This window comes from Pelagicoccus sp. SDUM812003 (assembly GCF_031127815.1).
GTDB lineage: Bacteria > Verrucomicrobiota > Verrucomicrobiia > Opitutales > Opitutaceae > Pelagicoccus.
In genome coordinates, this window is the sequence record NZ_JARXHY010000001.1 from 232474 (window position 1) to 259143 (window position 26670).

The window sequence follows — 26670 nt, forward strand, 5'->3', positions numbered from 1 at the left end:
AGCGACATCTGCCGAGTCGCGAGAAACTAACCTATGGACAACTTCAACGTAGCAGGCTTAGCGAGTGGCTTTGACTGGAATTCAATGGTAGACCAACTGATGGCGGTCGAAAGGATTCCACAGCGGCGCCTGCGTACGGAGCAAGGCGCCAACACCGACAAGGTGGATGCCTTGAACACGCTCAAAGGCAAGATCGAGAAGCTGCAAGGCAAGGTGGGCGCGCTGAACAGCTCCGCGCTTTTCAACGCCAAGAGCGCCGCCTTGGGCGACGATTCGCTGAACATCACCGCCAAGGCCGCCACCAGCGCCAACAAGGGCAATTTCAAGATCGATGTCTCCACTTTGGCCACCGCCACCAAGCGGGTCGGCACGGCGGATGTCGGCGGAGCCATGGGTGATGAAAACACCTTGGTGAGCGATCTTCGGCTCTCTACCGCCATTTCGGAAGGCACGTTCAGCGTCAACGGGCAGGAGATCACGGTTAGTTCCACCGACACTCTGCAGGACGTTTTCGATGCCATCTCCACCGCGACCAGCGGGGTGGTATCCGCCAGCTATGACGCCGGCACTGACAAGATTTCTTTGACCAGCGCTTCGGGCGAGCTCGAGCTAGGTGGCGATGACGACACCAGCAATTTTCTCGCAGCCATGCGATTGGAGCAGCTGGAGGTCGTGGATGGCGGAGGCGGTTCCTCCAAAGTGACCAGCCGACGCGCTCTGGGGGTAGTCGACCTGGGCGACAGCATTTCCAACAGCGGCTTGACTGGTTCCCTCACGGGCTCGGACACGTTTTTCATCAACGGCGTGGCCATCGATTTCGACGCTGACAACGAAAGCGTGAGCGCTCTGATGGAGCGGGTGAACGCTTCCGCGGCCAACGTGACCATGACCTACGATTCCGCGAACGACCAGTTTCGCATCGTGAACAATGAGACCGGGGCCTATGCCATGAACGTCATCGACAGCGGAAACGGTTTGCTCGCTTCGATGGGCCTGACCGGGGCCGCCGACATCGGCGATGACCTGACCTTTTCCATCGATGGCGGAGCGAACCAGACCAGCCGCAGCAACGTGATCACCGATCAGGATCATGGATTGACCGGGGTGACCATCACCGCGGCGGAGATAGGCACGCAAACCGTGACCATCAACAGCGACTCCGAAGGCGTTCGCTCCAAGATCAACGACTTTATTTCCGCCTTCAACGACGTACAGGACTACATCCAGGAAAAGACCAAGATCTCGGTCGAAAAAAATGACGTGACCGCGGCTGTCCTGTCCGGAAACCGAGAAATCTACTCGCTCGACTCCAAGCTGCGCCGCATGGCGTTTGACGCGGTGGAAGAGCTGGAATCGGAAGGCCTGTTCCGTCTGGAGCATTTCGGCATCGATTTCATCAGCGGCACCTCCAAGCTCGAAATCAAGGATTCGGACAAGCTGGACGACGCCCTCGCCAACGATCTCTCCACGATGGAGAAGTTCTTCGTCAGCGCGGAAAACAGTTTCACATCTCGCCTCGACGAATTCGCCGAAGGCTATTTGGAAAACGACGGGATCATGGATACGATCACGTCGAAATACACCGAACGAAACAAGGCCATCGACACTCAGATCGAGGAGATGGAGCGACGTTTGGAGTTACAACGCTCGGCTTTGGAAGCCAGCTTCATTGCCATGGAAGAGGCGCAATCAAAACTCAGCAACCAGTCGGCGGCCCTTGCGTCGCTGCAGCTTGGGACTTAGATGCTCTAGGCTGCTAACGCTGATCGCGATGATTTTACTCTCCCACAGGCATGAAACCACTGGCTAATCCAATGTACAAGATTGGAGCGGTCGCCGCCCTTTGCGCGGTGGTCCTCTCCGGCTGCAAATCGGTCCACTCCTACAACAGCCGTCACGACACCACTCTGGGAAAGAAGGACAAGGTGCAGAACGTGCATCGCGGAACGGAGCTGCCGGAACACCTGCGGCGGGTGGCTCTGCTGCCTTTGGCCCGTGGCCGATACGACCACATCGAGATGGGCAGCATCCGAGACAATTTCGTGCAGGAGATCGGGAAGCGAAACCTTTTCGAGGTGGTGGCGATCGAACCCGAAAGGATGGAGGAGATGTTCGGCTCCGAGGAGTTCGCCTCGGTGGAGCTGCTTCCGACCACGCTTCTCTCCAAGCTCCATACCGTCTACGCCATCGATGGGGTGATGCTGATCGACATCAGCTACTACAATCCGTACCAGCCAGTGGGCATCGGCGTGCGAGCCAAACTGCTCGATGGCCACACCGGCGAGATCGTTTGGGCCGCGGACGAGGTCTTCGATGCCGCCAATCCCGCTGTCTCCAATGCCGCTCGCAAGTATTTCCAGACCCAATCGGTCAACCAATATCCATTGCATCACACTCAGTCCGTGCTGCACAGTCCCACTCGCTTCTCCAAATACGTGGCGGACGCGATCTTCAGCACGATTCAACCACCTCGCTAAATTTGTTTAAAAAGTTTTAAAGATCTTCGGGAGAGAGCCGTTTATTAACTTAACAAAAGATTAACAAACGTCCGAAGAGACTACCAATACACCTGACTATCATGAACATAGATCCACGAAACACCGCCAGCCACCTCTACGCTCAGAACTTGGCCAAGCAGAACGCTGCAGGCCAGGCCCAGCAGGCCAGCAAGCCGGATCAGGCCGCCGCGGGCGACAAGCTCGAGCTCAACGCTCTGGATAAGCTGCGTCAGATCCCGGAAGTGCGTCCGGAAATGGTGGCCAAGGGCAAGGAACTGCTCAACGACCCGAACTTTCCATCGAAGGAAATGATGAACGACTTGGCTAAACTCATCGTGCCCTTCGCCGATGATGAATAGGTAACTGACCGCATCGGGCCTAGAGTCCGATATCCATCACACCGTAATCTATTTGTTGACCGACTAAATGAAATCGAACGCAGCGTCGTACAAACGAGCAGCCATTCTCTCTGCCAGCCCGGAACGTCTCATTTTGATGCTTTTTGACGGCGCTTTGGACGCCATGCGTCGCTCCCTAGAAGGATTTCAGATTTCGGATTTCAAGAAGCGCAACGAGATCATCAGCAACAACCTGATCAAGGCTCAGAACATATTCGTGGAGCTGCAGGGATCGCTTCGCATGGATAAAGGGGGAGAGTTCGCGGAGAGAATGTACGCCCTGTACGACTTTTATAACCAGAAGCTCAACGAAGCGAATTTCAACAAGAAGAAGGAGCCGATCCAGATCGTGATCAAGCTCGTGACCGACGTTCGCGACGCGTGGGCGGAGATGCTCACCAAGCAAGCGCCCAAAGCGAGGCCCGCGCCGGCCCCAGCTGCTTACGGATCGACCAGCGTGGGCGGAGGCCTTTCGCTCAGAGCATAAAGACGACCCGATGGGGCGTCTCGACGTCATGCTTCAAAGCCCGGCTAAAGTCGCCGGGCTTCTTCGTTTTCGCTTTGCGCTGCGTGGTCCCGCTGTACACATTTTCCCACATGCCGGAAAACGCTCCTTCCAGACGAATGACCCTCTTGGCTTCTTACGAAGTCGCGACGCGTCGGGAGAGCATTTCCTTGAAGGAGGGAAACTTGGAGGAGCTCAAGCGAGCTCAGGACAAGAAGGCCAAGCTGCTGCGGAGTCTCAGCTCCGAAACCTTGCCGGCGCCCGACCAGCAGGAAAAGTCCGAATTCAACGCCCGCTTGCGCAAGGTGTTGGAGCAGGAATCCGAAAACGCTCGTCTGCTCTCCGAGCGCTTGGCGGAAAACCGGAGCGAATACCGCAAGCTCGGTCAAAACGCCGTGTCCGCCAACAAGTTCAAGCGCGTATACGCTCGGTCCGCCGATTCCACGGCTGCCCGCGGAACGCTCAAGGGAAAGGCTTGAGCGCTCGCTCATTCTCTCAATGACCGCGTCGCGACGAGGCGATGAGCCTTCTTTTATCCCATACGCCCGCCAGTGCATCGAGGACGATGACATTCAGGCGGTGGTGGATGTGCTGAAGTCGGACTTCGTTACTCAAGGCCCCCAGATCGAACGCTTCGAGGCGTCGTTGGCGGAATACACCGGCGCCCGGTATGCGGTCGCGGTTTCCAGCGGCACGGCCGCCTTGCACCTGAGCTGCCAAGGGCTTGGCATCCAAGCGGGAGATGTCGGACTGGTGCCGGCCATCACCTTCGCGGCCACCGCCAACGCCCTGCGCTACGTAGGAGCGGAGGTGGCTTTCGTCGATGTGGACGATCGCTCCGGACTGGCCAGCGCCGAGCAGTTCCTGGCGGCGGCCGACGGGCTGGCCGAGCAGAGTGAAAAGCAGGTTTGGCTACCCGTTTCCTATTCGGGATTGCCGCCGGATCTGCCTCGAATCGCAGCGGCTGCTCGAGAGAGGGGGGCCTTTGTGGTGGAAGATGCCGCTCACAGTATCGGGGCCACCTACCCGGATGGCGCCGGATCGACCTGCCGTAGCGGCTCTTGCTCCCACAGCGATGCGGCGATACTGAGTTTTCATCCCGTCAAGCACCTCTGCGCTGGCGAGGGTGGAGCGGTATTGACCAATGACCAAACGCTTGCTCGAAGGATTCGTCGGCTGCGATCGCATGGCGTGGAAAGGGGACGGAACTGGCTCTACGATCAGGTCGAACTGGGCAGCCACTACCGAATGACCGAGTTGCAGGCAGCTCTGGGACTGAGCCAATTGGGGAAACTGGACCGCTTTCTCGAGCGCCGCCGAGCGATCGCGCAGCGTTATCAAGCCGCTTTGGAGCGCCAGCCGTTCGCGGGACGCGTCGCCATGGCGCATCGCCCCTTGGAGTCCGCGTGGCATCTTTTCGTGATTCGCTTTGCCAACGCGATCGAAAGGGAGGCGGCCTACCACTATTTTCGGGAACATCAGATCGGCGTGCAGGTTCATTATTTTCCAGTGTATCAGCATTCATATTACAGGAATTTTGCGGGAGGTCACGTTTCCCTCCCCGGCGCGGAAGCGTTTTACGCCGCTTGCTTGAGTTTGCCGATGTATCCGCAGCTCACTGACGCGGACCAGGACCGGGTGATCTCGACGCTCAAGTCGTTTTTGCAGAGATGAGACAAGTGGGACAAAGGGAAATCGCATTCAAATGCCTCTACGGGGGGCGCCAGGGTTGGGGCCATATCGTTCGGTGCTCCGCTTTGGCTGCGGCCTTTCGGGAAAGCGGTTGGAAGACGACTCTCTGGAGCGAGAACGCGGACGAGCCACTGCCGGATTTCGCCGCGAAGGAGTTTGATGAGGTGACGAAAACGATGCCGAGGGAGGCCGAGGTCTTGCTCGTGGACGAGATGTACACCAAGGACTCCGAGTTCGATTGGCTGCGGCAGGACTGGGAAAGCGTCTCATCGTCGGCTCGGCTCTTCATCGGTATCGACGATATGCAGCAACGCAGCATGGGCTCGTTCGATCTAGCCATCAATTGCGAGCTTGGTTTGGAGAGCGCGGTTTACCGATCCAAGCATGCGCTCCTAGGCGAACGGTTCGCGCTTTTGAGAAAGGGCATTGGTGAGCCGGAGCCGGTGAACGACTGGGAGCTGCCTCGAGGATCCATACCGGTTTTGGTGATGATCGGAGGCACTGACGCTTACCGCTATACCGATCGAGCTCTCAATTCCTTGTTTGACTGGCGAGGGGACGAAGTGGTGCCGATCGTGGTGTACGGAGCTAGTTCTGAAAATCGTATACGAGTTATGAATACGATTGGACGGTTTCGCAGGAGCCGATTTTTGGAGAGGATCGACGCCTCTCAACTAGCGGGATGGATGGCGTTTTGCTCCTTCGCCGTCGTAGCCTGCGGCTCTACCTTGTACGAGCTCGCTGCGGCGAATCTGCCGTTTCTCGGCATAAGCCTCGTCGACAATCAAACCGCGTTCGCGCGGAAGGTCGCTGACATATGGGAGCAGCCCGTTGTGTTTAGGGAAGGGATGCACCACTTGCCGTTGAACATTAGCTACGAATTGGACCTCCTGTTGGAACGTGGCCGCGTTCCGTATTCGAATGTGGATACGGAAGGCGCTGATCGAGTCCGTCGAAAGATCGAAGAGCTGCTTGCTTCTTAGGTTGGCAAATCGCTCTCGAGCAAGGGGCGGCCGGCTTTGATCGCTCGTTTGGCGGGCTGCCCCAGGATGCTCTCCCAGTGTTTCGGTGCCAGTCCGAGCGAGGGGCGCACGATGCGCAGGTTGCCTTCGGTGAAGAGCTCTCCCGGTTCGATGTCGGCGGCTGCGTAGATGGAGCGGCGAAAATGGATTTGCTTCCGATCCTGCTCGCTAGCCTGCATGAGATCGGAGCCGAGGGAGGCGTGGGCGTTTCGCGTTTGTTCCACCAGTTGCGCCAGCTGCTCCGGCTCCAGCGAGAAGCCTGCGTCGATGCCGCCGGCGTTTCGATCGTCGGTGACGTGCTTTTCGATGAGCCGCGCTCCCAGCGCCACGGCGGCGATGGCTACTTCGTTGCTCAAGGTATGGTCGGAAAGTCCTACTGGACAGGCGAAGCGCTCAGCCATGGTGAGCATTGAGCGAAGATTGAAGCCCTCAGGTTTGCTCGGATAGGCGGAAACGCATTTGAGAAGGGTGACGGTCGAGGCGCCGTTGCGGCGGAGTGTCGACACGGCCTCGTCGATTTCGTTTTCAGTGCCCATTCCGGTGCTCAGTACGACGGGCTTGCCGGTGGCGGCGACTGCTTTGAGCAGAGGGATGTGGGTCAGTTCGAAGGAAGAGATCTTATAGAGTTCCGGCGCGATCGCGTCCTCGAGAAACGTTACGGCCGCTTCGTCGAACGGGGTGCTGAAGAGAGCGATGCCAAGGGAGTGGGCGTAGGAGGCGAGCTCCGCGTGCCACTCGTAGGGCGTACAGGCCTGCGCGTAGAGTTCGTGCAGCCGGCGTCCATGCCATAGTCCGCCCTGAACGACGAATTCCGGACGATCGCTATCTAGGGTGATGCTGTCAGGCGTGTAGGTCTGCAGCTTTACGGCGTCGGCTCCGGCGTCCGCGGCGGCTTTGATGATGCGACGCGCCGTATCGATGCTCTGGTTGTGGTTTCCGGAGAGTTCGGCGACGATGACCGGAGCTTGGGTGGGATCGAGGACGCGATCGATAAGGGACATGCGGTCGGATTTCCTTAGTCCAGCGTGTTGAGCTGATAGCGGTCGATCAGCTCGCGGATCTGCTCCACGCTGAGCTGCTCGGGATTGGTTTCGCTGGAGTAGCTGAAGCCAGTCGGGCAGGGCTTTCCGCGGTGAACCTTTTGTCCGGTGTAGTTCCAGTAGGGCAGGCTAGGGTGGATGATGTAGCGGTCCGCCTGCTCGATGGACTTGTTTGATTCGTCCTCCGGCAAGAGGGCCTCGTGCAGCTTTTCGCCCGGTCTGAGGCCGATCTCCTTTATCTTCGCCTCGGGCGCGATGGCTTTGGCCAAGTTCTCCAGAGAGCAGCTTGGCAGCTTCGGGATGAAGACCTCGCCGCCCACCATGTCGTTTAGCGAGCGAAGGGCGAAGTTCACCCCATCTCCGATCATGATGACGAAGCGCGTCATCTCGGGCTTGGTGAGGGTCAGCGTTCCGTTTTCACGCTGTTTGATGAAAAGGGGGACCACCGAGCCGCGACTTCCGATGACGTTGCCGTAGCGCACGATGGAGAAACGCGTGCCGTCGCGGCCGGAGTAGTTGTTGGCGGAGGTGAAGACCTTGTCGGAACAGAGCTTGGTGGCGCCGTAGAGGTTGATGGGGTTGACCGCTTTGTCGGTGCTTAAGGCGATGACCTTCTTGACCTTGGCGGCGATCGCCGCGTCCACCACGTTCATGGCGCCGTTGATGTTGGTCTTGATGAACTCGTGCGGATTGTATTCCGCTGCGGGAACCTGCTTGAGAGCGGCGGCGTGGATGACGAAGTCCACGTCCGTCATGGCGCGAACCAGTCGGTCCTTGTCGCGCACGTCGCCGATGAAGTAGCGGATTTTTTTGCTGCTGAAGTTCGGGGAGGCGGCCATCTCCGATTGCTTCAGCTCGTCGCGAGAGAAGATGATGATTTTTCCGAGATTGTGATGCCGGAGAAGCTCCAAGCAGCAGCGTTTGCCGAACGAACCGGTGCCACCGGTTATGAGGATCGTTTTACCTTCGAGCATATGATTGGGTAGGGAGGTGTGAGGCTCCTCTGCGGGAATCGCCACGGACCACAACAAAAGTCGGGGGTGAGCTGATCTTTGAGCCGTGTTTTACAATTTATGCTTTCGTATTTGTTTCAATCCTCTTCTAAATAAGTATCTTGTTAAAGTGGGCTAAGCAGAGTCCGCCGGCATTATCTTGTTTGAACTGCAACCAAAACGCGCTCCCCTAGACTATGACTTTGGAAAGAATTCTCATCCTCGATGATGAGCTAGTGATTCGCAAAGCCTTGGAGGAACAACTTCGCCGAAAGCGGTTTTCGGTTTGCAGCGTGGGGACTCTCAAAGAGGCGGACGAGCACCTGTCCAAAGACGAATTCGACCTGCTTTTCGTGGATGTCCACCTGCCGGACGGCAACGGCACCGAGCTGCTGGAGAGAGTTGCGGGGATGCAGAATCCACCCTTGGTCGTCATCATGACGGGCTACGGCACCGTGGAGTCCGCGGTGAAATGCATGCAGTCGGGGGCCTTCGACTACATCATCAAACCCTTCTCGTCCTCGCAGATCGACGTGCTGGTGAAGAAGGCTCAGGACTACCGTCAGCTGGTAAAGGTGAACCAGTTTCTGGCCAGCGAGAACAGCGAAGGCGCCGAGTTGATCGGCAAGAGCAACTTTATCAATCAGCTGCGCGACGTGATTCGAAAGGTCGCTCCGACCGAGGCGACGGTGCTGATTTGCGGCGAAAATGGGACTGGTAAGGAGCTGGTGGCAAACGAGTTGTATCGTTGCAGCGCCCGTCGGAACGCTCCGTTTATTCGGGTCAATTGCGCCGCGATTTCGGAGTCGCTGATCGAGAGCGAGTTCTTCGGTCACGAGAAAGGGGCCTACACCGGAGCGACGCAGCGTCGCGAGGGGCGGTTCGAACTCGCGGACGGTGGCACCATTCTCCTCGACGAGATCAGCGAGATTTCTCCTAAGGTGCAGGCTAAGCTGCTGCGCGTCTTGCAGGAGCGAGAGTTCGAGCGCGTGGGTGGAAACAAGACCATCAAGGTCGATGTGCGGGTCATCGCCACCACCAACCGCAATCTGGCTCAGAGCGTGGAACGGGGCCTGTTTCGCCAGGACTTGTACTACCGCCTCAACGTTTTTCCTATTCAGGTTCCGCCGCTGAGAGATCGTCATGGAGACGTGGCCTTGCTGGCGAAAAATTTCGCTCAGAAGTTCGCCCGCAAGCACGGCAAGAAAATCAAAGGCTTCGAGGAAAGCGCCTTGGCCTCCTTGGATCAGCATCCTTGGCCGGGAAACGTGCGCGAATTGCAGAATACGATCGAGCGGGCGGTGATCCTGACGGAATCGGCGCAGATGATTTCCTCCGCGTCCCTCGGCCTATTCGCCATGCCGACCAATGTTTCGGCTCCCTTGACCGCGCCTGTGTACGGCCAGCCGATGGAGCATCCCATGCCAGCGTATGCGGGCGGCGGCTACGCTCCCGGAAGCATGGCGGGACACGCCCACGCCCCTGGTGGCGGATTCTATGATCACCCTCAAGGTGGCTTCGCTCCGCATTCGCCTCCTTCGCGTGGGATGCCAGACGCCCCCCCGAAACGGGAGGAACCAGCTCCTTCGCAGTCGAACGTCGATGAGGAACGAGGCCGTCAGGTGGAAGAAGCCCCGTTGCCTTTGGAAGAGATCGAAAAGCGGCACATTCTGAGCACCTTGGAGACCACGGAAGGAAATCGCACCAAGGCGGCCAAGATTCTCGGCATCAGCATCCGGACCCTTCGCAACAAGATCTCCGCCTACCGGAAGGACGGGGAATACATTCCGGGCGGCGACGATTGAACAGGCCCGCCGCATTGGCGCAGTAGGCTCGACTGAGCCCTGCTAGAGGGGTGTCGCTTCAGAAGTGTGGACCCGGTCGGAGGAGTGTCCATCCCGGTCGGGAAGGGTACTCGACCTTCGGCGCGAGCGCAGCCTAGTCGCTCTGCGTAGTAGGCTCTGTAGGATTACCTCTTTTTTGACGAGTCCGTCCCCAATTTCCTCCTAAACCTTTCAGGTCGAGGAACGATATATAGGGAGCGCCACGAACGTACCCTAAACTCATGCAACAGACATTTCCAATCTCTGACCAGGAGCTCGAAGCTCTTTCTTCGAACGCGATCAACAGTGTCTTCAACACCATGCTGGATAAGACGGCGGTGATTAAGAAGGTGATCAAAGTGGATGAGCAGACCTGCGTAGAGGGTATTCAGCTCCCTGTGGACGCTTCAGCTCCGATGATCGCGGGCACCGTGGGCTTCATCGGAAACCTGACTGGGATCATGTATATTTTCATGGAGCTCCCGCTGGCCATGGAAGCCACCTGCAAGCTTTTGGACCTCGATGAAGACGACATCGGAGCCGAGGATCATGAGCTGGTGAACGACGCCATCGGCGAGCTGACCAACATGATCGTAGGCACTTTCAAGAACGACCTTAGCAACAAGGGCTTCGAGTGCCGAATGACCATCCCATCCATTTTGCGCGGTTCGAACTTTTCCATCGAACCCGCGGAAGTTGCCTTAAGGCGTATTTACAAATTCGATTGCGGGGGTCGCTCCTTCGTCATCGATGTCCTCATGAAAGAAGAAAACTAATCTCCCACCATGCGTTTGAAAATCCTAACAGTAGACGACTCGAAGACGGTTCGCATCATCGTAAAGAAGTCATTCAAGTCCTTCGATTGCGAAATCTTCGAAGCTCAAAACGGTGTCGAGGGTCTGGCCATGGCTGCCAAGACCACCCCCGACATCATTCTCTTGGACATCACCATGCCCGTAATGGACGGCGTGGAAATGCTGACCAAGCTCAAGTCGGACCCCTCGCTTAAGCACATCCCTGTCATCATGCTCACTGCGGAAGCGGGCCGTGAAAACGTGATGAAGATCGCGAAGATCGGGGTGCGCGACTACATCGTGAAGCCGTTCAAGGAAGAGGTGCTGGTCGACAAGGTGAGCCGCGTGGTGGATCTACGCCCTGCAGGCGAAGCCGAGCCCAAGCAGAAGAAGATCGACGATCCGATCGACATCCTGATAGTCGAAGACAAGCCCGCCATCATCGAGCAGATCAAGAAGGGATTTGCCCATACGCCTTGGGTCATCAATGGCGTGGCTTCCACCGGCGAGGCCATCGACTTCTGCCAGAAGAAGCTGCCAGACTGCATCATCATCAGCCTTTCCCTCCCGGACGACGCGGCCATTACGCTCTTCCGAATCGTGCGCTCGAACGCCAAGACTAAGTACGTGCCGCTCTTTGGTCTCTCGGTGAAAACAGCTTCCGAAGAGCAAGCCCGAGCTCAGCAGGCCGGCTTCAGCACCATCATTCACAAACCGATCGACTTCGAGGAGCTCGAGGCCAAAATCGGCAAGGCGGTCAATCTCGACACCTCCGGAAAGTACTTTGTCATCGACGAAGACTACATGACGGTTCGCCTGCCGAAGGCATGCAACGCAGCCGTGGTCAACGAGGTCAGCACCTATCTCAAGGACAAGACCAGCCAGGCCGTCGACGCCGGCATCTCCAAGATCATCTTCGACGCTCAGAAGGTTTCCGCCCTGAACATGGACGTGATCAAGCTCCTGCTTCACTCCATGAAGACCTGTCGCGACTTGAGCCTCAACTACGCTCTCGCCGGCAACGAGGTCGTTCGCGAAGAAAGCAAGAAGTTCGAAGAGTCCAAGGACTGGAAGTTCTGCGACACGGTCGAGAGCGCCAGAGCCTCTCTGTAATTCTCCATAACTAGGTAGAGATCTAGTTTTCTTTCACTTGAAACCCGCTGCCCATTTACTCGGTAGCGGGTTTCTTGTATCCAAATCGCTGATGCGATCGGTTAGGAGGACCCGCTCTCGCACAGCTCCTTCAGGATCTCCAGGTTCGTTTCGCCTTGCGGCTTTCCGAAGCGCGAGAGAAAGGCGACGAGCAGATTGAAGGGAAACGGCACGTGGAACTCCTGTATTTCAGAAACGACTACCCGTTTGGGCGCGTTCTCGATTCGGTATTCGATGACGAACTCGGAGACCTTGGGCTGGCTCGTCAGTTGGCCTGCGAAGCGCAGTCGGGTGCGTGGTTGGACGAGCTCGAACTTTCCGATGACCTCCTTGCCTCCGATCTCGATTCGGTAGAAGCCGTCCTCGAGACGCTGCACGGTTTGCATCTTGGAAACGAAGCCTGGCCAAAGCTCTGGCTTGGAAACGTGAGACCAAACCACGTCCTCAGGAGCATTGATCTCGATGCGCTCGCGGATTTTCACAGTGAAGGGATCGTGGCAGCGCGACCGGGATTTGGCAAACGTCTTGAAGGAACGAAGCCGCCAAGGCGATGGTCGGCGGCTTCTGGAAGGCGGTTCGGGGAGTGCCGGGCTACTTGCCTTGTTTCTTGCTCCAGCTGTCGCGCAGGCCAACGGAGCGATTGAAGACCAGCCGGTGTTCGTCGCTGTCCGCGTCGAGCGCGTAGTAGCCTTTTCGTTCGAACTGGATCGGCTCTGCGGGACGAGCGTTCTTCAGTTCGAGCTCGCCGAAGGCCTGCAGCACCGCTTCGGAATCCGGATTCAGGTTGTCGATGAAGGTCTGCCCTTCCTCGACCTCGTTGGGGTCGGGCTTGATGAAGAGCTGCTCGTAGTGGCGGACTTCGATCGGCGTGTTCTCTGTGGCGCTCACCCAGTGGATGGTGCCCTTGACCCGGCGACCGTCCGGCGTGGAACCTCCGCGCGACTCGGGGTCGAAGGTGGCCCGGATTTCCGTGACGTTGCCTGCTTCGTCCGTGCTGAAATCGGTGCAAGTGATGTAGCAGGCGTAGCGCAGACGCACTTCGCGACCTGGTCCGAGACGGAAGAACTTCTTGGGCGGGTCCTCCATGAAGTCGTCGCGGTCGATGTAGATTTCTTTGGTCAAGGGGACCTTGCGGGCGCCGCGGGATTCGTCCGCAGGATGGTTAGGCCCTTCGTACCATTCGGTTTCATCGGGGAAGTTTTCGATCACCACCTTCACCGGATCGAGCACCGCCATGCGGCGCAGCGCCTTGTCTTCGAGGTCTTGACGGAGGCAGTATTCGAGAAGTGAATACTCGTTTACGCGTTCGCGCTTCGCCACGCCGGCTCGGTTGCAGAACTCGATCAGTGCCTCCGGCGTGTAGCCGCGCCTCCGCAGGCCGGCGATGGTCGGCATGCGCGGATCGTCCCAGCCGCGCACATGCTTTTCGTTCACCAGCTGCAGCAGCTTTCGCTTGCTGGTGATGATGTATTCAACATTCAAGCGCGCGAACTCGATCTGGCGCGGATTGCTGGGCACGGGCAGGTTTTCGATGAACCAGTTGTAGAGCGGACGGTGGTATTCGAACTCCAGCGAACAGAGGGAGTGGGTGATGCCTTCGATGGCGTCGCTCTGCCCGTGGGTGAAGTCGTAGGACGGGTAGATCTTCCATTTGTCGCCGGTGCGGTGGTGGTGGGCTTTGAGGATGCGGTAGAGCACCGGATCGCGCATGTTCATGTTGGGGTGCGCCATGTCGATCTTGGCACGCAGCACCTTTTTCCCCTCTTCGAACTCTCCCGCGGCCATGCGTTCGAGCAGGTCGAGGTTTTCTTCCGGCGAGCGTTCGCGATAGGGGGAGTTCTTTCCCGGCTCGGTCAAGCTGCCTCGGTACTCGCGCATCTGATCGGGAGTGAGGTCGTCCACGTAGGCTTTTCCGTCCCTGACCAGACCTTTGGCCCATTCGAAGAGCTGGTCGAAGTAGTCGGAGGCGAAGAAGAGGTTCTCTCCCCAGTCGGCGCCCAGCCAGCGCACGTCCTCCTTGATGGATTCGACGTATTCGGTGTCTTCCTTTTCAGGATTGGTGTCGTCGAAGCGGAGGTGAAACTTCCCTTGGTAGTCGCGAGCGATTCCGTAGGAGACGCCGATAGCGAAGGCGTGACCGATGTGCAGGTAGCCGTTGGGCTCGGGCGGAAACCGAGTAACGATTTGGCTGTGTTTACCTGCGGCAAGCTCTTCGTCGATGATATCGCGAATGAAGTTCGATGGCTTTTCGTCGCTCATGGCTGGGAGGCTGAAGTCTAAAGGCTGAGGTGGGTGGGGCGAGGTGGTTATAGCGAGGCTTGGAATTTCTTCAAACGGGCGACCACTTTCTTCTGTCCCAGCGTTTCCAGCATAGGGAGCAGGTCGGGGCCGCCGCCGACTCCGCTGACGCCGAAGCGAAGGAGCGGAAACCAAGCGAAGACCTTGAGCTCCTTTTCATCGGCTAGGCCTTGGAGGGCGCTTTCGATGGAGTCGGCTCGCCACTCTGGCAGAGCCTCCAGAGCTGGGATCGCTTCTCCCAGGCGCTCGCCGGCGTCTGCTCGCTTGCGCATCTTCTTGTCGGTCTTCTCGTCGACTGAATAGGCTTCGGTGAAGAAGTAGGCGGAAAACGCGGGCAAGTCTTCGAAGCTGTTTATCTTCTCCTGACAGAGCGTGAGAACTTGAGTCAGGTAGGCATCGTCGGTCGCGTCGTCGATCAGACCGGCTTTGCTCAGGGCGCTTTTGGCTGGGGCGAGGTAGCGCTCGATGGGCAGGCGCTTCATGTGCTCGAAGTTGATGTGGGACATCTTCTTCTCGTCGAAGCGGGCGCCTGCTTTCTGCAGGTCGCTCACCTCGAAGCGCTCGATCAGCTCCTCGATGCTGAGCACTTCCTGGTCGTCCTTGGGGGACCAGCCGAGCAGCGCGATGAAGTTGACCACTGCTTCGGGGAGGAAGTCGCGTTGCTGGTATTCCTCGATGAGGGCTCCGCGGTCGCGCTTGGACATCTTTCCTTTGCCGAGCTTGGGATCCTTGAGGATCATGGGCATATGGGCGTAGACGGGCGGCTTCACGCCGAAGGCCTTGAAGAGCTCCACGTGCTTGGAAGTGTTGGAAAGGTGATCCTCGCCTCGCAGCACATGGGTGATTTCCATAGCGATGTCGTCCACCACGTTCACGAAGTGGAAGGATGGGTCGCCGTTGGAGCGCACGATGACGAAGTCGCGCTCTTCGCGACGGGTCACCTTGCCGCGGATCAGATCGTCGATCACGACCGGCTCGGCGCGCACTTTTTCGATCTCGGCTTTGTGATAGTCGTCGTATTCGGTGTAGCGTTCGCCCTCCAGCTTGAAGAAGATGGCCCCGTCCTGTTCGTAGGCCCGGCCCGCGTCGAGCAGCTTTTGCAGGTACTCCTTGTAGAAATCTCCCCGCTGGCTCTGGAAGTAGGGGCCGTAGTCGCCGCCGACCTCCGGACCTTCGTCCCAGTTCATTCCGAGCCATTTTAGGCCGCTTAGCAGCTCATCGAGCGCTGCCTGGGTATTGCGTTCCTTGTCGGTGTCTTCGATGCGCAGCACGAAGGCGCCGCCGGTCTTGCGGGCGTAGAGCCAATTGAAGAGCGCGGTGCGGGCGGTGCCGATATGAGTGGAGCCGGTGGGGCTGGGAGCGAATCTGACGCGTACCTTGGACATAAGAGGGCGGTACAGTTGGCAGAAAGCGCTGGCTAATCAAGCTCTGGTTGCGAGGCGCGCCCGAGAATGGGAAGCGGGCGGCGAGGCGTCAGGATCCGCTTCCGTCTTTCGCGGCGAGCCGCGTGACAAGGCGTTGGTCCAGCTTTCGGTAGGCCTGCAAGGCTTCTCCCGAGACGCTATGCGGATAGTAGCGGTCCACCATCGCCTTGGCTTCTGGGTAGCGTTCCGCGCGCTCGAAGTAGAGGGCGAGGTAGTAGGCGGTCAGATCGTCTTCGGGGAAGACGGAGAGCCCTTCGGACAGCGCTCCCATGTGCTTGTCGTTGGGCTCGACTTTCGAGCGTAGCCAAACCGCTCCGATCTGCTGGTAGAGGCCTTTGTCGAAGGCTCCGGCGATCTGGCGGGCTTTGAAAAGGTGGCCGAGGAGGATCGAGGTGTCTTCCTTGGTGATGAGATTGCGCGAGATGCTTCCGCTCGGGTCGTGGACCTTTATCCAGGAGCGCACGTAGGCGACTAGCGTGTGGGGCGACTCGCTGCCTAGCTCCACGGCTTTGCCGAAGCTTTCCAGGGCGTACTCCGGCTGATCCTGTCGCAGAGCGTGGTAGCCTTGGTAGGCATGGGCCAGCGGCGAGTCAGGCAGCTGCTGAGCGGCATAGGCGAGCTTGCTGTAGGCCTCGCTCGGGCCGCGGTTGTAGAGGAGCAGAGAGCCGATGAGCAGATTCACCTCGCCCTCGGAAGCTCGGCGCAGGTCGAGCTCGAAGTGGCGCTCCTCCTGGCTGAGTTCGTAGATTCTTCGCAGAAAGGTGCCGCGTCGGCTGTAGCGATCGAGCTCGCGGCCCAGCTGGTCGTAGTCCATGCCAAGCGTTTCCTGCAGGGTTGTCTCGGTCACGATTCCGTCGAGCAACGCCCGTTTGACCAGGGCCCCGAGGGCGGTTTCCGGCAGATCCGTCTCACCGAACTTCAGGTAGTGGAGCAGCAGCCAGGACTGGGCGTAGAACTGTCCGCGGCCGTGCTTGCGGGAGTTGTATTCCGGCGAGTAGCGAGTGACGGTGAAGAAGCGTTCGAAGGGGATGGGTTTGTTTTCCTGGTAGGTCTGGGCTCCGTAGGGTACGGGGTTTCCGACCTCGATTCGTCCGTCTGTTCTGGGTTCGATGGTGGAAAACAGCTCTGCTAGTCCCTCGCTGAGCCACGGGGGCAGGTAGCGATTGGTATGGCTTGTCAGGTAGTGGATGTACTCGTGGTAAACGGTCTGCCGAGTGAACTCCCAGTCGCCGCTGGTATTGATGATAATGGTCGGTCCCTCGAAATCGTTGAAGAAAAGGCCGCCGAAGGTGGTCGGCTTGTCTTCGTAGAGGCGGGAAAAGGTTTTGATGGTGCTGCTTCCGGAGCACACCACCACGCGTATCGGAATGGAGCGACGGGCTCCGAAGCTCGGAAACAGTTTCTCGAAGAGGCTGCGAGCGTCGCGCAGTTCCTCGACGACCCCTCGCGTGGCTCGGGCGGAATCGTTGCTGTAGACCACGAATCCGTCGCTTTGGCCGACGAGCCATTTGGGAGCTGCGCGTCCTTGGGTGGAGACACCGAGCAGGAGGACGCTCAAGCCGAGCAGCAGTACGAGAGGAGAGCTGGGTTTCATAAGGGGAGAAAAGGGGGCGAGTCCAATCCTGCCGATTCGCATGAGCTTGGCGAGCGTTTTGAGTCTCGAAACGCTTCTAGCCGAGCGGGTTCGACTGGATGCTGATTGAGCGTTAGGGGGCCCTAGGCGAAGTCTAGTGAAGCCGTTTTCGCGAGGGCTCTACGGGGGGAGGGCTTTCGCCTATCGGCCTGCGGGAATCGCTCAGCGCCCCGTGGCGGCTGATGCCTGAATGCCTTAGAAATTCTCGTTTTTTCGCCAATGAGGGTGAAATGCTAGGGGCCTAGCCGCCGATTAAGAATGGGTATAACTCATACCCAAAGCGTCGCGGCGTGCCGCATGGCGTTTATGCATCCGATTCCATCCTAGATAACCTATTATGAAAAAAGCCGTAAGCACAGCATCTACTCTTTTGGCGGTCTTGTCTGCCGCTTCCCTGCAAACGACCTTCGCGGACGTGGAAGGGGAAATCGTTGAGTCCAACATCGAGACAGGGGCTCTCACTATCAGCATCGATCCGGCGGACGTGGTCGTGGTCGGCGAGCCGGTGGTCGCGTTCAACGAAGTCGACGGCAAGCTCGTCGAAATCGGGAATGGCGAAGTGATCGAAATCGGCGAAGGGGCCTTCAGCGCCGTCTTCGATTCGAAAGACGTGGCGGTAGGCATGAAGGCTTTGGTAAAGCAGTTTGCCCCAGAGCACGAGGCGGATCACCTCGGAGCCATCCCGGACGACAAATTCGCGGTCGTCGACGCCGTGATCAACGCGAACCTCGACGCCCCGGCCACCATCAAGGCTTGCCGCGACGCCATCGCCGAATTCCCCAAGGAAAGCCGATTCTACGCCCAGCTGGGCCGCGCCCTCGAGGTGGACGGAAAACCGGCCAGCGCCATTCTCCAATACGAAAAGGCCATCGAGCTGCGTCCGGACTACCCGGTGGCGCTGCACAACCTCGCCAAGCTCCGCTTCTACGGACCTGAGGAGCTGCGCGACTTCGAAATCGCTCGCAAGCACTTCAGCCGTGCCGCGGAGCTGGGCTTCGACGCTTCCATGCCGGTGATCGGCACCATGACGCGCGACGCTCTCGGGGGCGATAGCGATTACGCCGCCGCTGCCCAGTGGTTCTCCAAGGCCGCGGAGATTGGAAATCCGTTTTCACAGAACGCCCTCGCCGAATGCTACGAAAATGGCTGGGGCTTGGATCAGGACATCAGCAAGGCCCTGCTTTGGTACCGTAGCTCCGCGGAGCTCGGATACGTGCCAGCTTACCGTAACCTTGGTCGGGTCTTCGAAAAAGGCATCGGCGTGGAAGCGAGCGATCGCAAGGCCTTCGATTGGTATTCTCGCGCAGCGGAGCGCGATGATGTGGAATCCCAATACAAGGTTGGTCGCGCCTTCATGAAAGGCAAGGGAGTCGTATTCAGTCGTGAATACGGACTGGAATGGCTCACCAAGGCGGCGGACGCTGGCCATGCCAAGGCCATGCGCGAAATCGCTGACTTTCACTTCGATAACGGTGATGGCAAGGACGACCTCGGCATCGCCGCAAACTGGTACCGCAAGGCCGCCCAGAACGGAGATGCCTCAGCTCAGTACAGCCTCGGCGCCATGCTGGAACGCGGTAGCGGAGTCGATCGCGACAAGGGCCTCGCCATCACTTGGTATCGCGAAGCGGCTCGCCAGGGCCACAGCGAATCCCAGAAGCGTCTCATCAAGCTGAAGACGGATTGGTAGACTTTTTCCTGATGGACGTCGTGAGTCAGCGTCCGTTTCAGGGACCTCTAACAAAATGAAGAGGGAGTCGGCATGTGGGAGCCGGCTCCCTTTTTTTTGCTTTGTTGGGTTTCGATTGGTCGAGCGCTCGCTCGAGCCCCCCCCGCTTCCGAATCGCTGGAATCGAGCCTCCGCTGAGGGCTGCGAGCCCTGCCCCTACAGCACGCTCTCTTCCGGTTCGGGCTTGGTTTTGAAGAAACGCCAGCGAACGTTCAGGTTGATTCCGAAATCGCTGCCGTATTCCTCCTCATCGATCTCGGACAAGGCGTATTCCAGATCGAGCGACAGTTCGAAGTGGCCGGCGAGTCGACGAAAGAACGGGGTGTCTTCAGGAGGAAACCAGGTGATGTTGGGGATGATTTTCACTCCGTCATCGTTTCCGCCGTCCAAACGATCCGTCTTGTACTCCAAGCTCAAACCGTATCGAAATTCTCCGTGCGGCTGGTAGATGACGCCTGGCTGGAAGATCGCTAGGGAGTTTGGCGTATCCACGGGGGTCTTGTTATCCCGACGGTCCTCACCCACCCATTGGTATTGGATTGTTGAATACGCAAGCCAACGATCCTCCTCGTCCAGTTTGTACGCCCCAGTGAGGTAGGCCATGTATTGGTCGTAGCTGCTTCGCAATAGCGGCGAGGGGATTTCCTCGAGCGGTATCTGGACGTCCAGCCCGGCCGCCAGGAAAAAACGACCCTCCAGCATGTTGTCCACTCGTTGCTTCAGACCAAGGGTCAGGTAGCCGTCGCTGCTCACTGGGTCGTCGTCCAAGGGGTTCGAAAAGTATGGGATGATTCCGATCTTGCCCTCCCGCTTGTTGGTGAAGCTGTACTCCAGCTCGACTGGTAGCCTGATGTAGCGCTCGTGCGCGACGTCGCCCAGCTTTGGGTTGATGTCGATGCTGAAGTCGGAGTCTTTCCCTGTGAAGGGAAGCGGAGCCTTGGAAACGGTGTCGAGGAAGCGGTAGCCGATCTTTTTCTCTTCGGGCCAGTCCTCGGCTAGGCTCTGCCAGGCGAGGCACGATGTCGCGCCGCAGCAGAGGACGATCGAGAGGAAGCGCCTCGGCTTTGGCATGTTTGGGAAACTTTGAGAAGGGAAACGCACGCCGATCATACGCAGCTAGAGCGCCAATCGAGGGGCAGGGTTCCCTGCTGCGCCCAATGAAGCGTAGAAGCGGGCGAAAAAGAGCGCTGGACCGAAGCGTTTTGCAGCGCTAGGTCGCAATGCGCAGTCGTCAGCTAGGGATTTCGTTCCCTTTGGTGCAGACGCCGCTCGTCTTGAGCTCTTCGCAGGAGGCCGTGACTTGCAGGCGTTGGCTGATGGGGGTCAGCCCGAGCTTCGAGGAAACGCTGTTGCCGTACCATTGCAGAAAGGGGGCGCTGATCTCGAAGATCTTCTGGCAGTCGTTGCAGATGACTTGAGCCTTGTGCGGGTCCTCTTCCGTATTCGGCATGTAATACATGGTGCTCGAGCCGATATCGACCTCGCGCACTAGATTGCTCTCGACGAGTATGGGCAAGGAGCGGTAGACCGTGGCTCGAGACACGGTGCGGTCGATCTCACGGGCCTTATCCAGTAGCTCCTCCGCGGTGAAATGAGAGGTCTCCTTGAAGACTGCCTCGAAAATGGCAATGCGTTGCCCGGTCATTCGAAGGTTGTGCTTTACCAAGAAGCTTTTGAACTTTTCTCTGCAGTCGTCGATCGTCACGTGGGCCAATCTCAATACAATCTCAATAACTGTCAACCGCGAAGGAAGCCGTTCTCCGTCGTGTCCCTTAAGAATTTCGCCGGATTCGATCGGGCCACCGGTACGCCTCTATTTTTATGAATCTGGACGACACAGTGGTGTGCGTCTGGCTGGTGGCGGGGTTCGACAAGCCGCTGCACTATCGCGTGCCAGCCTCGATGAGGGAGATGGCTAAGCCAGGCGTGTTAGCGCGCGTGCCCTTGGGGCGCCGCCAGAGCATCGGACTGATCGTAGAGGCGGGTTGCGAGCCGGATCTGCCGCTGATGAACCTAAAACTGGTGATGGATCTGGTTTTTCCGACCCCGATCATGACGCCACCTTTGCTGCGTTTGGCCGCCTGGTTGCGGCAGTACTACGGAGCCAGCATTCAGAATGTATTGGAAACGATGATACCAGGCCCAGTCCGTCAAGGGATGCGGGCCAAGATGGAAAAATGGGTCTCCGCGGCGGAAAAACTGGATGCGGAAGGCCTTGCCTCTCTGCGTAAACGCGCTCCTAAGCAGGCGGAGCTCTACGAGTTCATCGCCCAGCAGTTTCGTCCTCAAAAGAAAAGCCTGGTTCTTAATCGCCTCGGCTCCTCGCCCGCTGCGTACAAAGCCCTACTCGACAAAGGGCTGATAAAGGAGGAACAGCGCGAGGTGGAGCGCGTGGCTTACGATGACGAGCTCGGAAATGTGGAGTACGCGTCGAAACAGGAGATCGTGCTCAACGACGAGCAACAGACGGCTTACGAGAGCGTTGCCCAAAGTTTGGATACGGGGAGCTTTGTGACTCATTTGCTCTTCGGAGTGACTGGTTCTGGTAAGACAGAGGTCTACATCGCCGCGATGGAAAAGGCGCTCAAGGCAGGGAGAAGCGTGCTGTTTCTAGTACCGGAAGTCGCGTTGACACCGCAGACTGTGGGCCGTTTACGTTCGCGTTTTTCCGACCAGGACGACGTTCACGCGGTGGTCTGGCATAGCAGCCTATCCGACGGGGAGCGGCTTGATGCGTGGATGGCTCTGGCGGATGGCTCGGCCAAGGTGGTGGTTGGCGCACGATCGGCGGTCTTCGCTCCCATGCCAAATTTGGGCCTCGTCATCGTTGACGAAGAGCATGAACCTGCCTTCAAGCAGGATGAAACGCCGCGCTACCACGGTCGCGACGTGGCGGTCTATCGAGCGTTTTTGGAAAACGTGGTTTGCGTGCTCGGGAGCGCGACCCCCTCCTTGGAAACCTACCGAAACGTGAAACGCGGCAAGTACAAGGTCGACCGACTCACCAAACGTATCGACGATCGGCAACTCCCCATGATGCATGTGGTGGACATGCGGACCGAGATGATGCGTACTCGAAAACCGACTACGCTCTCGTCGCTGCTTGCTGAAAAGCTTCGCGACCGTTGGGAAAAGGGGGAACAGAGCATCCTCTTTATCAATCGTCGCGGCTACAATTCCACCATGCTCTGTCCGGAATGCGGTCACGTGGAAGAGTGCAAGCACTGTAGCGTGCCTATGACCTTTCACCGAAGCGACAACACCCTCAAGTGCCACCTCTGTGGTCACGAAGCGGATGTGCCATGGCGTTGTCCCTCCTGCAATAGCGAACAGTTTCGCGGCAAGGGAAGCGGAACGCAGCGCATCGAGGACGTGGTGCAAAAGGTTCTGCCCAAAGCGCGTATCGTAAGAATCGATACGGACACCATGGGGCGGAAACATCTCTTTCGCGAGATCCTAGGAGGCTTTCGAAAAGGCAAAATCGATGTGCTGGTTGGCACGCAGATGATCGCCAAGGGCTTGGATTTTCCCAATGTGACTTTGGTCGGCATGGTGGACGCGGACCTTTCTCTGCATGTGCCGGACTTTCGGGCCAACGAGCGAACCTTTCAGCTTTTGGTACAAGTGTCTGGACGAGCAGGAAGAGGGGACTTGGCGGGCGAAGTGGTAGTGCAAACCTACACGCCGCATGCGGAGCCGATACAATTCGCGCGTCGCGGCGAAGTGGATACGTTTCTCGATATCGAATTCGAGTCGCGCGAGCAGTTTCAATATCCGCCCTTTCGGCACCTGGTGCGACAGGTCTTCCGCAGCCGGAACGCGGATAAGGCCATGTTCTTCGCTGAGCAATTCGCTCGCAAGGTTGAGGCGCGAATGGCCGGAAAGGTGGAGCTACGCGGCCCGACGCCCTGTTCCATCGAGAAGATGAAAGACCACTACCGCTATCACATCTGGTACTTTACCCAGAACGTAAGCGGCTTGATGCGGGAGCTGAAGGCGATCGAGGCGGAAGTCCCGGTGCCAAAAGATGTGATCTACATCTTCGACGTCGACCCCATGTCGGTCAGCTAAATAGGAAATGGCATTGTAGTTCGCCGCGCTGAGGCGACTCGGAATGGCGGGTTGGCCCCCCGCCCTACAGTGGGGCATCGCTGAACTGGAGATCGAGGTGTGCGACCTACTTACGATCGCTATGTCCGAGCGGGCGGTTGGGATCGATGCGGTCGCGCACGAGTTGCTTGAGTTCCTTGGATTCGGGGAAGCGGCCCATTTCCTTGCGCGAGAAGATCAGTTCGTCGTCGAGTCGGATTTCCATGATGCCGCCGGTGCCCGGCTGCAGGGCGACTTCGCCGAGGTCTTGGCCGAAGGTATTGAGCAGCTCTTGGGCGAGCCAGGCTGCTCTCAGCATCCAGTTGCACTGGCTGCAGTAGAGAATGGATACACGAGGTTTTCTATGATCGGACATGATGAGAATAACAAAGGGTGAATCTTAGTTAGCTCCACTCGTCGCGGGCGTCGGGATTGGCGATGATGTACTCGGTGATGGCTTCGATGAAGGCGTCGCCATAGGCTTCTAGTTTCTTGTAGCCGACTCCGGAGATCTCGCTGAACTTCTCTTCGTTGGTGGGGAAGTAGCGGGCCATTTCGCGCAGCGAGACGTCGGAGAAAACGATGTAGGGCGGCACGCCTTGCTCGTCGGCTAGCTCCTTGCGCAGCGAGCGCAGGATAGCGAAGAGGTCCTCGTCGCACTCGATGCCGCCCGAGGAGCGCTGGCGATCGCGTTGTAGGGCGTTGTCGGATACCGGAAGCTTGGTGAGCGTGATGGGCGTTCGGTCGCGCAGGGCGGCTACGCCTTTAGCGGTCAGGGAAAGGGCGCCGTACGCTTCGGAGTCCTGAAACACGAAGTCGCGGCGGATGAGCTCCCGCCCGAAGTACTGCCACTCCGCCCGTTTGTGCTCGCCGCCGATGTCGTAGGTGGAGAGCCGGTCGTGCCCCCATTTGAGCACTTTTTCGTTTCGCGAACCGAGCAGGACATCTACGATGTGGTTGATGCCGACCCCGAAGCCGGACGCTTTCTGCACACGGAAGATGCAGGACATGAATTTCTGAGCGGCCACGGTGCCGTCGAAGGTTTCCTTGGGCTGGTTGCAGTTGTCGCAATTGCCGCAATTGTCTTCGGGCCATTTTTCGGAAAAGTAGTCGAGCAGCACTTCGCGGCGACAGTGGGAAGATTCCGCGTAGTGCACCATTTTGCGTAGTTGATCGTTGGCTACTTCGCGTTCCTGAGGATCCGATTTGTCGGCGATGAACTGCAGCTGTTTCGCCACATCGCCTGGCGAAAAGTAGAGCACGCACTCCGATGGCAGACCATCGCGACCTGCCCGTCCCGTTTCCTGGTAGTAGCCTTCGATGTTTTTTGGAATGTCCTGATGGATGACGTAGCGCACGTTCGGCTTGTCGATCCCCATGCCGAAAGCGATGGTGGCGCAGATGACCTTAACCTCGTCGCGGATGAAGGCTTCCTGGTTTTTGGAACGCTGGAGAGGCGTCATGCCCGCGTGGTATGGAAGCGCTTCCACGCCTTCCTGACGGAGGCGGTCCGCGGTTTGTTCAGCGGATTTTCGCGAGTAGCAATAGATGATGCCGGACTCGTAGGGACGAGCGTTTACGAACTTTTGGATTTGCCGGAACACCGCCTGTTTAGGCTCGACGCGGTATGCGAGGTTGGGGCGATTGAAGGAGGCGACGTAGTCGGTCGGGTCGCGAAGGTTTAGCTGTTTGACGATGTCGCTGCGCACGCGCTCGGTGGCGGTGGCGGTGAGGGCCATGAAGGGTGTATCCGGAAAACGGCGACGCAGCTCCGCGAGCTGTCGGTACTCCGGACGAAAGTCATGGCCCCATTCGGAAATGCAATGGGCCTCATCGACCGCGAATCGGCAGGTGTTCCACTGTCTCAGATCGTCGAGAAATCCGGAGAGCATCAGGCGCTCAGGGGCGACGTAGAGCACCTTGTAGTCGCCGGCGAAGAGTTTGGCGTAGCGTTTGCGAGCTTCGTCCCTGGCCAGCGATGAATTCAGGAAAGTGGCGGCCACCCCGTTTTCGGTCAAGCCGTCGACTTGATCCTTCATCAAGGCGATGAGCGGTGAAATGACTACGGTGAGCCCGTCGGAGAGAACCGCGGGAAGCTGGTAGCAGAGGGACTTGCCGCCCCCGGTGGGAAGCAGGGCGAAAACGTCGCGTCCCGCCAAGGCGTCGGAGATGATGGCTTCTTGTAAGGGACGGAAGGAATCGTGCCCGAAGTAGCGTTTCAGGGCGTCGAGGGCGGCGTTTCTGGTATCGGTGGTCACTCTATCGATGGCGCTTGAGGGAATGGGAGATAGGGAAGCCACCATTGGGTATGGCTCGGATAGCTCGGGGCAAGGGCGAATGCGCCCGCGGGCGATTTGAGCTGAGCGCAACGCATTTTTGCCACGTTGCAAAAATAGGTTGCATGCCGGAGCGGGGCGAGAGGGAGAGGGTTATTTAAAAATGGGGTGTGAAAAGGATTGGCGATGCAGGCGATTGAATGGTTGGGTCGTAGGTCAGACTATGAAGCACTCCAAAGCTCGACGAGCCACACTCGTTTTTCTTTTCACGCTCACCGCCTTGGTGCCCTGCGTTTCGTGGGGTCAGTCGGAAGCCAGTCTTAAAGAGCAGCACGATGCTCTGATCGCTACGGCCCGCGACGAAAGCGCGGACTACGCAAGCGCGGTGGAGGAGGCTCGCGAGGCGGGCATGTCGTCTAGCTGGCTGTTGGAGGCGGACATCGTGCGAGCCCTTTCCACCGGTGACGTGGAGGGAATCCTCGGGCTATTGCCTCGGCTTGACGCGGTGGGCGACGACTTTCGCTACGGGGTCGGACGCGAGTTCATTTCAGCGCAGCAGCTTTCCGGATTCGCGGACACGCTTCGCTGCGTGGTGGCGTATCGCGAGGAGGACATGGAGCGATTCGAGCGCTTTGCGGTGGAATCGTTTCGCAAGGCGCCGGGCTTCAATCAGGCCTTCGGTATCGGCAATCTCCTGAGTCAGTATCGCCACCAGCAGGCCCGCGAGGAAGCGATGGCGGATTTTCGCATCCCGATGGACATGGTGTTGGCGAATGTGGAGGGCGAGAGCAAGACCTTGGCGGAGTGGGTTGGTGACGACAAGGCGCTGCTGCTGGATTTTTGGGCGAGCTGGTGCGGCCCTTGCATTCGCTTGATGCCGAGCCTTCGCGAAAAGTCGGCGGCTCTATCCGAGCAGGGTATTTTCGTGGCGGGCGTGAATACGGACGAGTCGGAGCAGCTGGAGAAAGCGACTAAGGTTCGCGAGCAGCGTCAGATGGAGTCGGTTCCCTGGCTGCTGGATCGCAACGGAGGCGACCTGAGCATGATGCTGATGATCGACTCCATCCCGCGCATGGTGCTGGTCGATCCGGAAGGTCGGGTTTTGTACAACGGGCATCCTTCCGATCCGAAGCTGGGCGACGCTTTGGCCAAACTGGACGTAAGCTTGCCGGAAGAGCACTAGGCGGGCGGGCTCGACGGGGGCGCCTTCCGCGGGAAGGCGGCTACGCGGGGTGGCTGTGAGGTGTCGATTGGTTTGAGCGCCTTTCGCAGTACCGAGGAGCGAATGCGACGACACTCGAAGAC

Annotated in this window: 23 protein-coding genes; 13 read left to right on the plus strand and 10 right to left on the minus strand. The window is 58.4% G+C overall.

Annotated features, from left to right (window positions below):
- Nucleotides 1–33: 33 nt before the first annotated feature.
- From fliD to QEH54_RS00895, 7 genes are all read left to right on the plus strand, one after another.
- On the plus strand, nt 34–1743 hold the full coding sequence (gene fliD / locus QEH54_RS00865) for a flagellar filament capping protein FliD (protein WP_309016718.1): 1710 nt from the start codon (nt 34–36) through the stop codon (nt 1741–1743).
- Nucleotides 1744–1814: 71 nt separating this feature from the next.
- Nucleotides 1815–2477: a hypothetical protein gene (locus QEH54_RS00870; RefSeq protein ID WP_309016719.1), complete on the plus strand. Its 663-nt coding sequence runs from the start codon at nt 1815–1817 to the stop codon at nt 2475–2477.
- 101 nt (nt 2478–2578) lie between these two features.
- Entirely contained in the window at nt 2579–2857 is a 279-nt protein-coding gene (locus tag QEH54_RS00875; RefSeq protein WP_309016720.1) for a hypothetical protein, read from the plus strand.
- 67 nt (nt 2858–2924) lie between these two features.
- Entirely contained in the window at nt 2925–3383 is a 459-nt protein-coding gene (gene fliS, locus QEH54_RS00880; RefSeq protein ID WP_309016721.1) for a flagellar export chaperone FliS, read from the plus strand.
- A gap of 137 nt (nt 3384–3520) precedes the next feature.
- Complete coding sequence (locus QEH54_RS00885) at nt 3521–3880, plus strand: hypothetical protein (RefSeq protein WP_309016722.1); 360 nt, start codon at nt 3521–3523, stop codon at nt 3878–3880.
- A gap of 19 nt (nt 3881–3899) precedes the next feature.
- A complete protein-coding gene (gene pseC / locus QEH54_RS00890; protein WP_309016723.1) occupies nt 3900–5075 on the plus strand; it encodes a UDP-4-amino-4,6-dideoxy-N-acetyl-beta-L-altrosamine transaminase in 1176 nt (391 codons plus the stop codon).
- The gene (locus QEH54_RS00895) at nt 5072–6076 is read left to right on the plus strand and encodes a hypothetical protein (RefSeq protein ID WP_309016724.1); all 1005 of its coding nucleotides are present in this window, start codon (nt 5072–5074) and stop codon (nt 6074–6076) included. Before pseC ends, QEH54_RS00895 begins: the two co-directional genes overlap by 4 nt.
- On the opposite strand, the gene pseI is transcribed toward QEH54_RS00895, so the two are convergent.
- Both pseI and pseB read right to left on the minus strand, forming a co-directional pair.
- Nucleotides 6073–7116, minus strand: coding sequence for a pseudaminic acid synthase (pseI, locus tag QEH54_RS00900; protein ID WP_309016725.1), 1044 nt, complete (start codon nt 7114–7116; stop codon nt 6073–6075). The genes QEH54_RS00895 and pseI overlap by 4 nt on opposite strands.
- Before the next feature lie 14 nt (nt 7117–7130).
- Nucleotides 7131–8129 carry a UDP-N-acetylglucosamine 4,6-dehydratase (inverting) gene (gene pseB / locus QEH54_RS00905; protein WP_309016726.1) on the minus strand — a complete coding sequence of 333 codons (999 nt, stop codon included), beginning with the start codon at nt 8127–8129 and terminating at the stop codon, nt 7131–7133.
- A 215-nt stretch (nt 8130–8344) separates the two neighbouring features.
- On the opposite strand from pseB, the gene QEH54_RS00910 reads away from it, so the two are divergent.
- From QEH54_RS00910 to QEH54_RS00920, 3 genes are all read left to right on the plus strand, one after another.
- A complete protein-coding gene (locus QEH54_RS00910; protein ID WP_309016727.1) occupies nt 8345–9952 on the plus strand; it encodes a sigma-54 dependent transcriptional regulator in 1608 nt (535 codons plus the stop codon).
- 260 nt (nt 9953–10212) lie between these two features.
- Nucleotides 10213–10746: a chemotaxis protein CheX gene (locus tag QEH54_RS00915; RefSeq protein WP_309016728.1), complete on the plus strand. Its 534-nt coding sequence runs from the start codon at nt 10213–10215 to the stop codon at nt 10744–10746.
- 9 nt (nt 10747–10755) lie between these two features.
- The gene (locus QEH54_RS00920) at nt 10756–11877 is read left to right on the plus strand and encodes a response regulator (protein ID WP_309016729.1); all 1122 of its coding nucleotides are present in this window, start codon (nt 10756–10758) and stop codon (nt 11875–11877) included.
- 101 nt (nt 11878–11978) lie between these two features.
- On the opposite strand, the gene QEH54_RS00925 is transcribed toward QEH54_RS00920, so the two are convergent.
- From QEH54_RS00925 to QEH54_RS00940, 4 genes are all read right to left on the minus strand, one after another.
- On the minus strand, nt 11979–12398 hold the full coding sequence (locus QEH54_RS00925; protein WP_309016730.1) for an SRPBCC family protein: 420 nt from the start codon (nt 12396–12398) through the stop codon (nt 11979–11981).
- 109 nt (nt 12399–12507) lie between these two features.
- On the minus strand, nt 12508–14175 hold the full coding sequence (locus QEH54_RS00930) for a glutamine--tRNA ligase/YqeY domain fusion protein (protein ID WP_309016731.1): 1668 nt from the start codon (nt 14173–14175) through the stop codon (nt 12508–12510).
- Between the two features lie 47 nt (nt 14176–14222).
- Nucleotides 14223–15599 carry a glutamate--tRNA ligase family protein gene (locus QEH54_RS00935; protein ID WP_309016732.1) on the minus strand — a complete coding sequence of 459 codons (1377 nt, stop codon included), beginning with the start codon at nt 15597–15599 and terminating at the stop codon, nt 14223–14225.
- A gap of 88 nt (nt 15600–15687) precedes the next feature.
- A complete protein-coding gene (locus QEH54_RS00940; protein WP_309016733.1) occupies nt 15688–17232 on the minus strand; it encodes a hypothetical protein in 1545 nt (514 codons plus the stop codon).
- Between the two features lie 376 nt (nt 17233–17608).
- Between QEH54_RS00940 and QEH54_RS00945 the strand changes: the two genes are divergently transcribed.
- Nucleotides 17609–18961 (plus strand): tetratricopeptide repeat protein, encoded by a 1353-nt coding sequence (locus QEH54_RS00945; RefSeq protein WP_309016734.1) that lies wholly within the window; start codon nt 17609–17611, stop codon nt 18959–18961.
- Between the two features lie 195 nt (nt 18962–19156).
- On the opposite strand, the gene QEH54_RS00950 is transcribed toward QEH54_RS00945, so the two are convergent.
- Nucleotides 19157–20071, minus strand: a complete 915-nt coding sequence (locus QEH54_RS00950) for a hypothetical protein (RefSeq protein ID WP_309016735.1) — start codon at nt 20069–20071, stop codon at nt 19157–19159.
- Between the two features lie 160 nt (nt 20072–20231).
- A complete protein-coding gene (locus QEH54_RS00955; RefSeq protein ID WP_309016736.1) occupies nt 20232–20645 on the minus strand; it encodes a transcriptional repressor in 414 nt (137 codons plus the stop codon).
- 176 nt (nt 20646–20821) lie between these two features.
- Between QEH54_RS00955 and priA the strand changes: the two genes are divergently transcribed.
- Entirely contained in the window at nt 20822–23071 is a 2250-nt protein-coding gene (gene priA / locus QEH54_RS00960) for a primosomal protein N' (RefSeq protein WP_309016737.1), read from the plus strand.
- Between the two features lie 106 nt (nt 23072–23177).
- Here priA and QEH54_RS00965 read toward each other — a convergent pair whose 3' ends face one another.
- Together QEH54_RS00965 and recQ are read right to left on the minus strand one after the other, a co-directional pair.
- Nucleotides 23178–23465, minus strand: a complete 288-nt coding sequence (locus QEH54_RS00965) for a SelT/SelW/SelH family protein (RefSeq protein WP_309016738.1) — start codon at nt 23463–23465, stop codon at nt 23178–23180.
- A 28-nt stretch (nt 23466–23493) separates the two neighbouring features.
- Entirely contained in the window at nt 23494–25392 is a 1899-nt protein-coding gene (gene recQ / locus QEH54_RS00970; RefSeq protein ID WP_309016739.1) for a DNA helicase RecQ, read from the minus strand.
- 196 nt (nt 25393–25588) lie between these two features.
- Here recQ and QEH54_RS00975 point away from each other — a divergent pair, with 196 nt between their 5' ends.
- On the plus strand, nt 25589–26548 hold the full coding sequence (locus tag QEH54_RS00975) for a TlpA disulfide reductase family protein (protein ID WP_309016740.1): 960 nt from the start codon (nt 25589–25591) through the stop codon (nt 26546–26548).
- Nucleotides 26549–26670 lie beyond the last annotated feature (122 nt).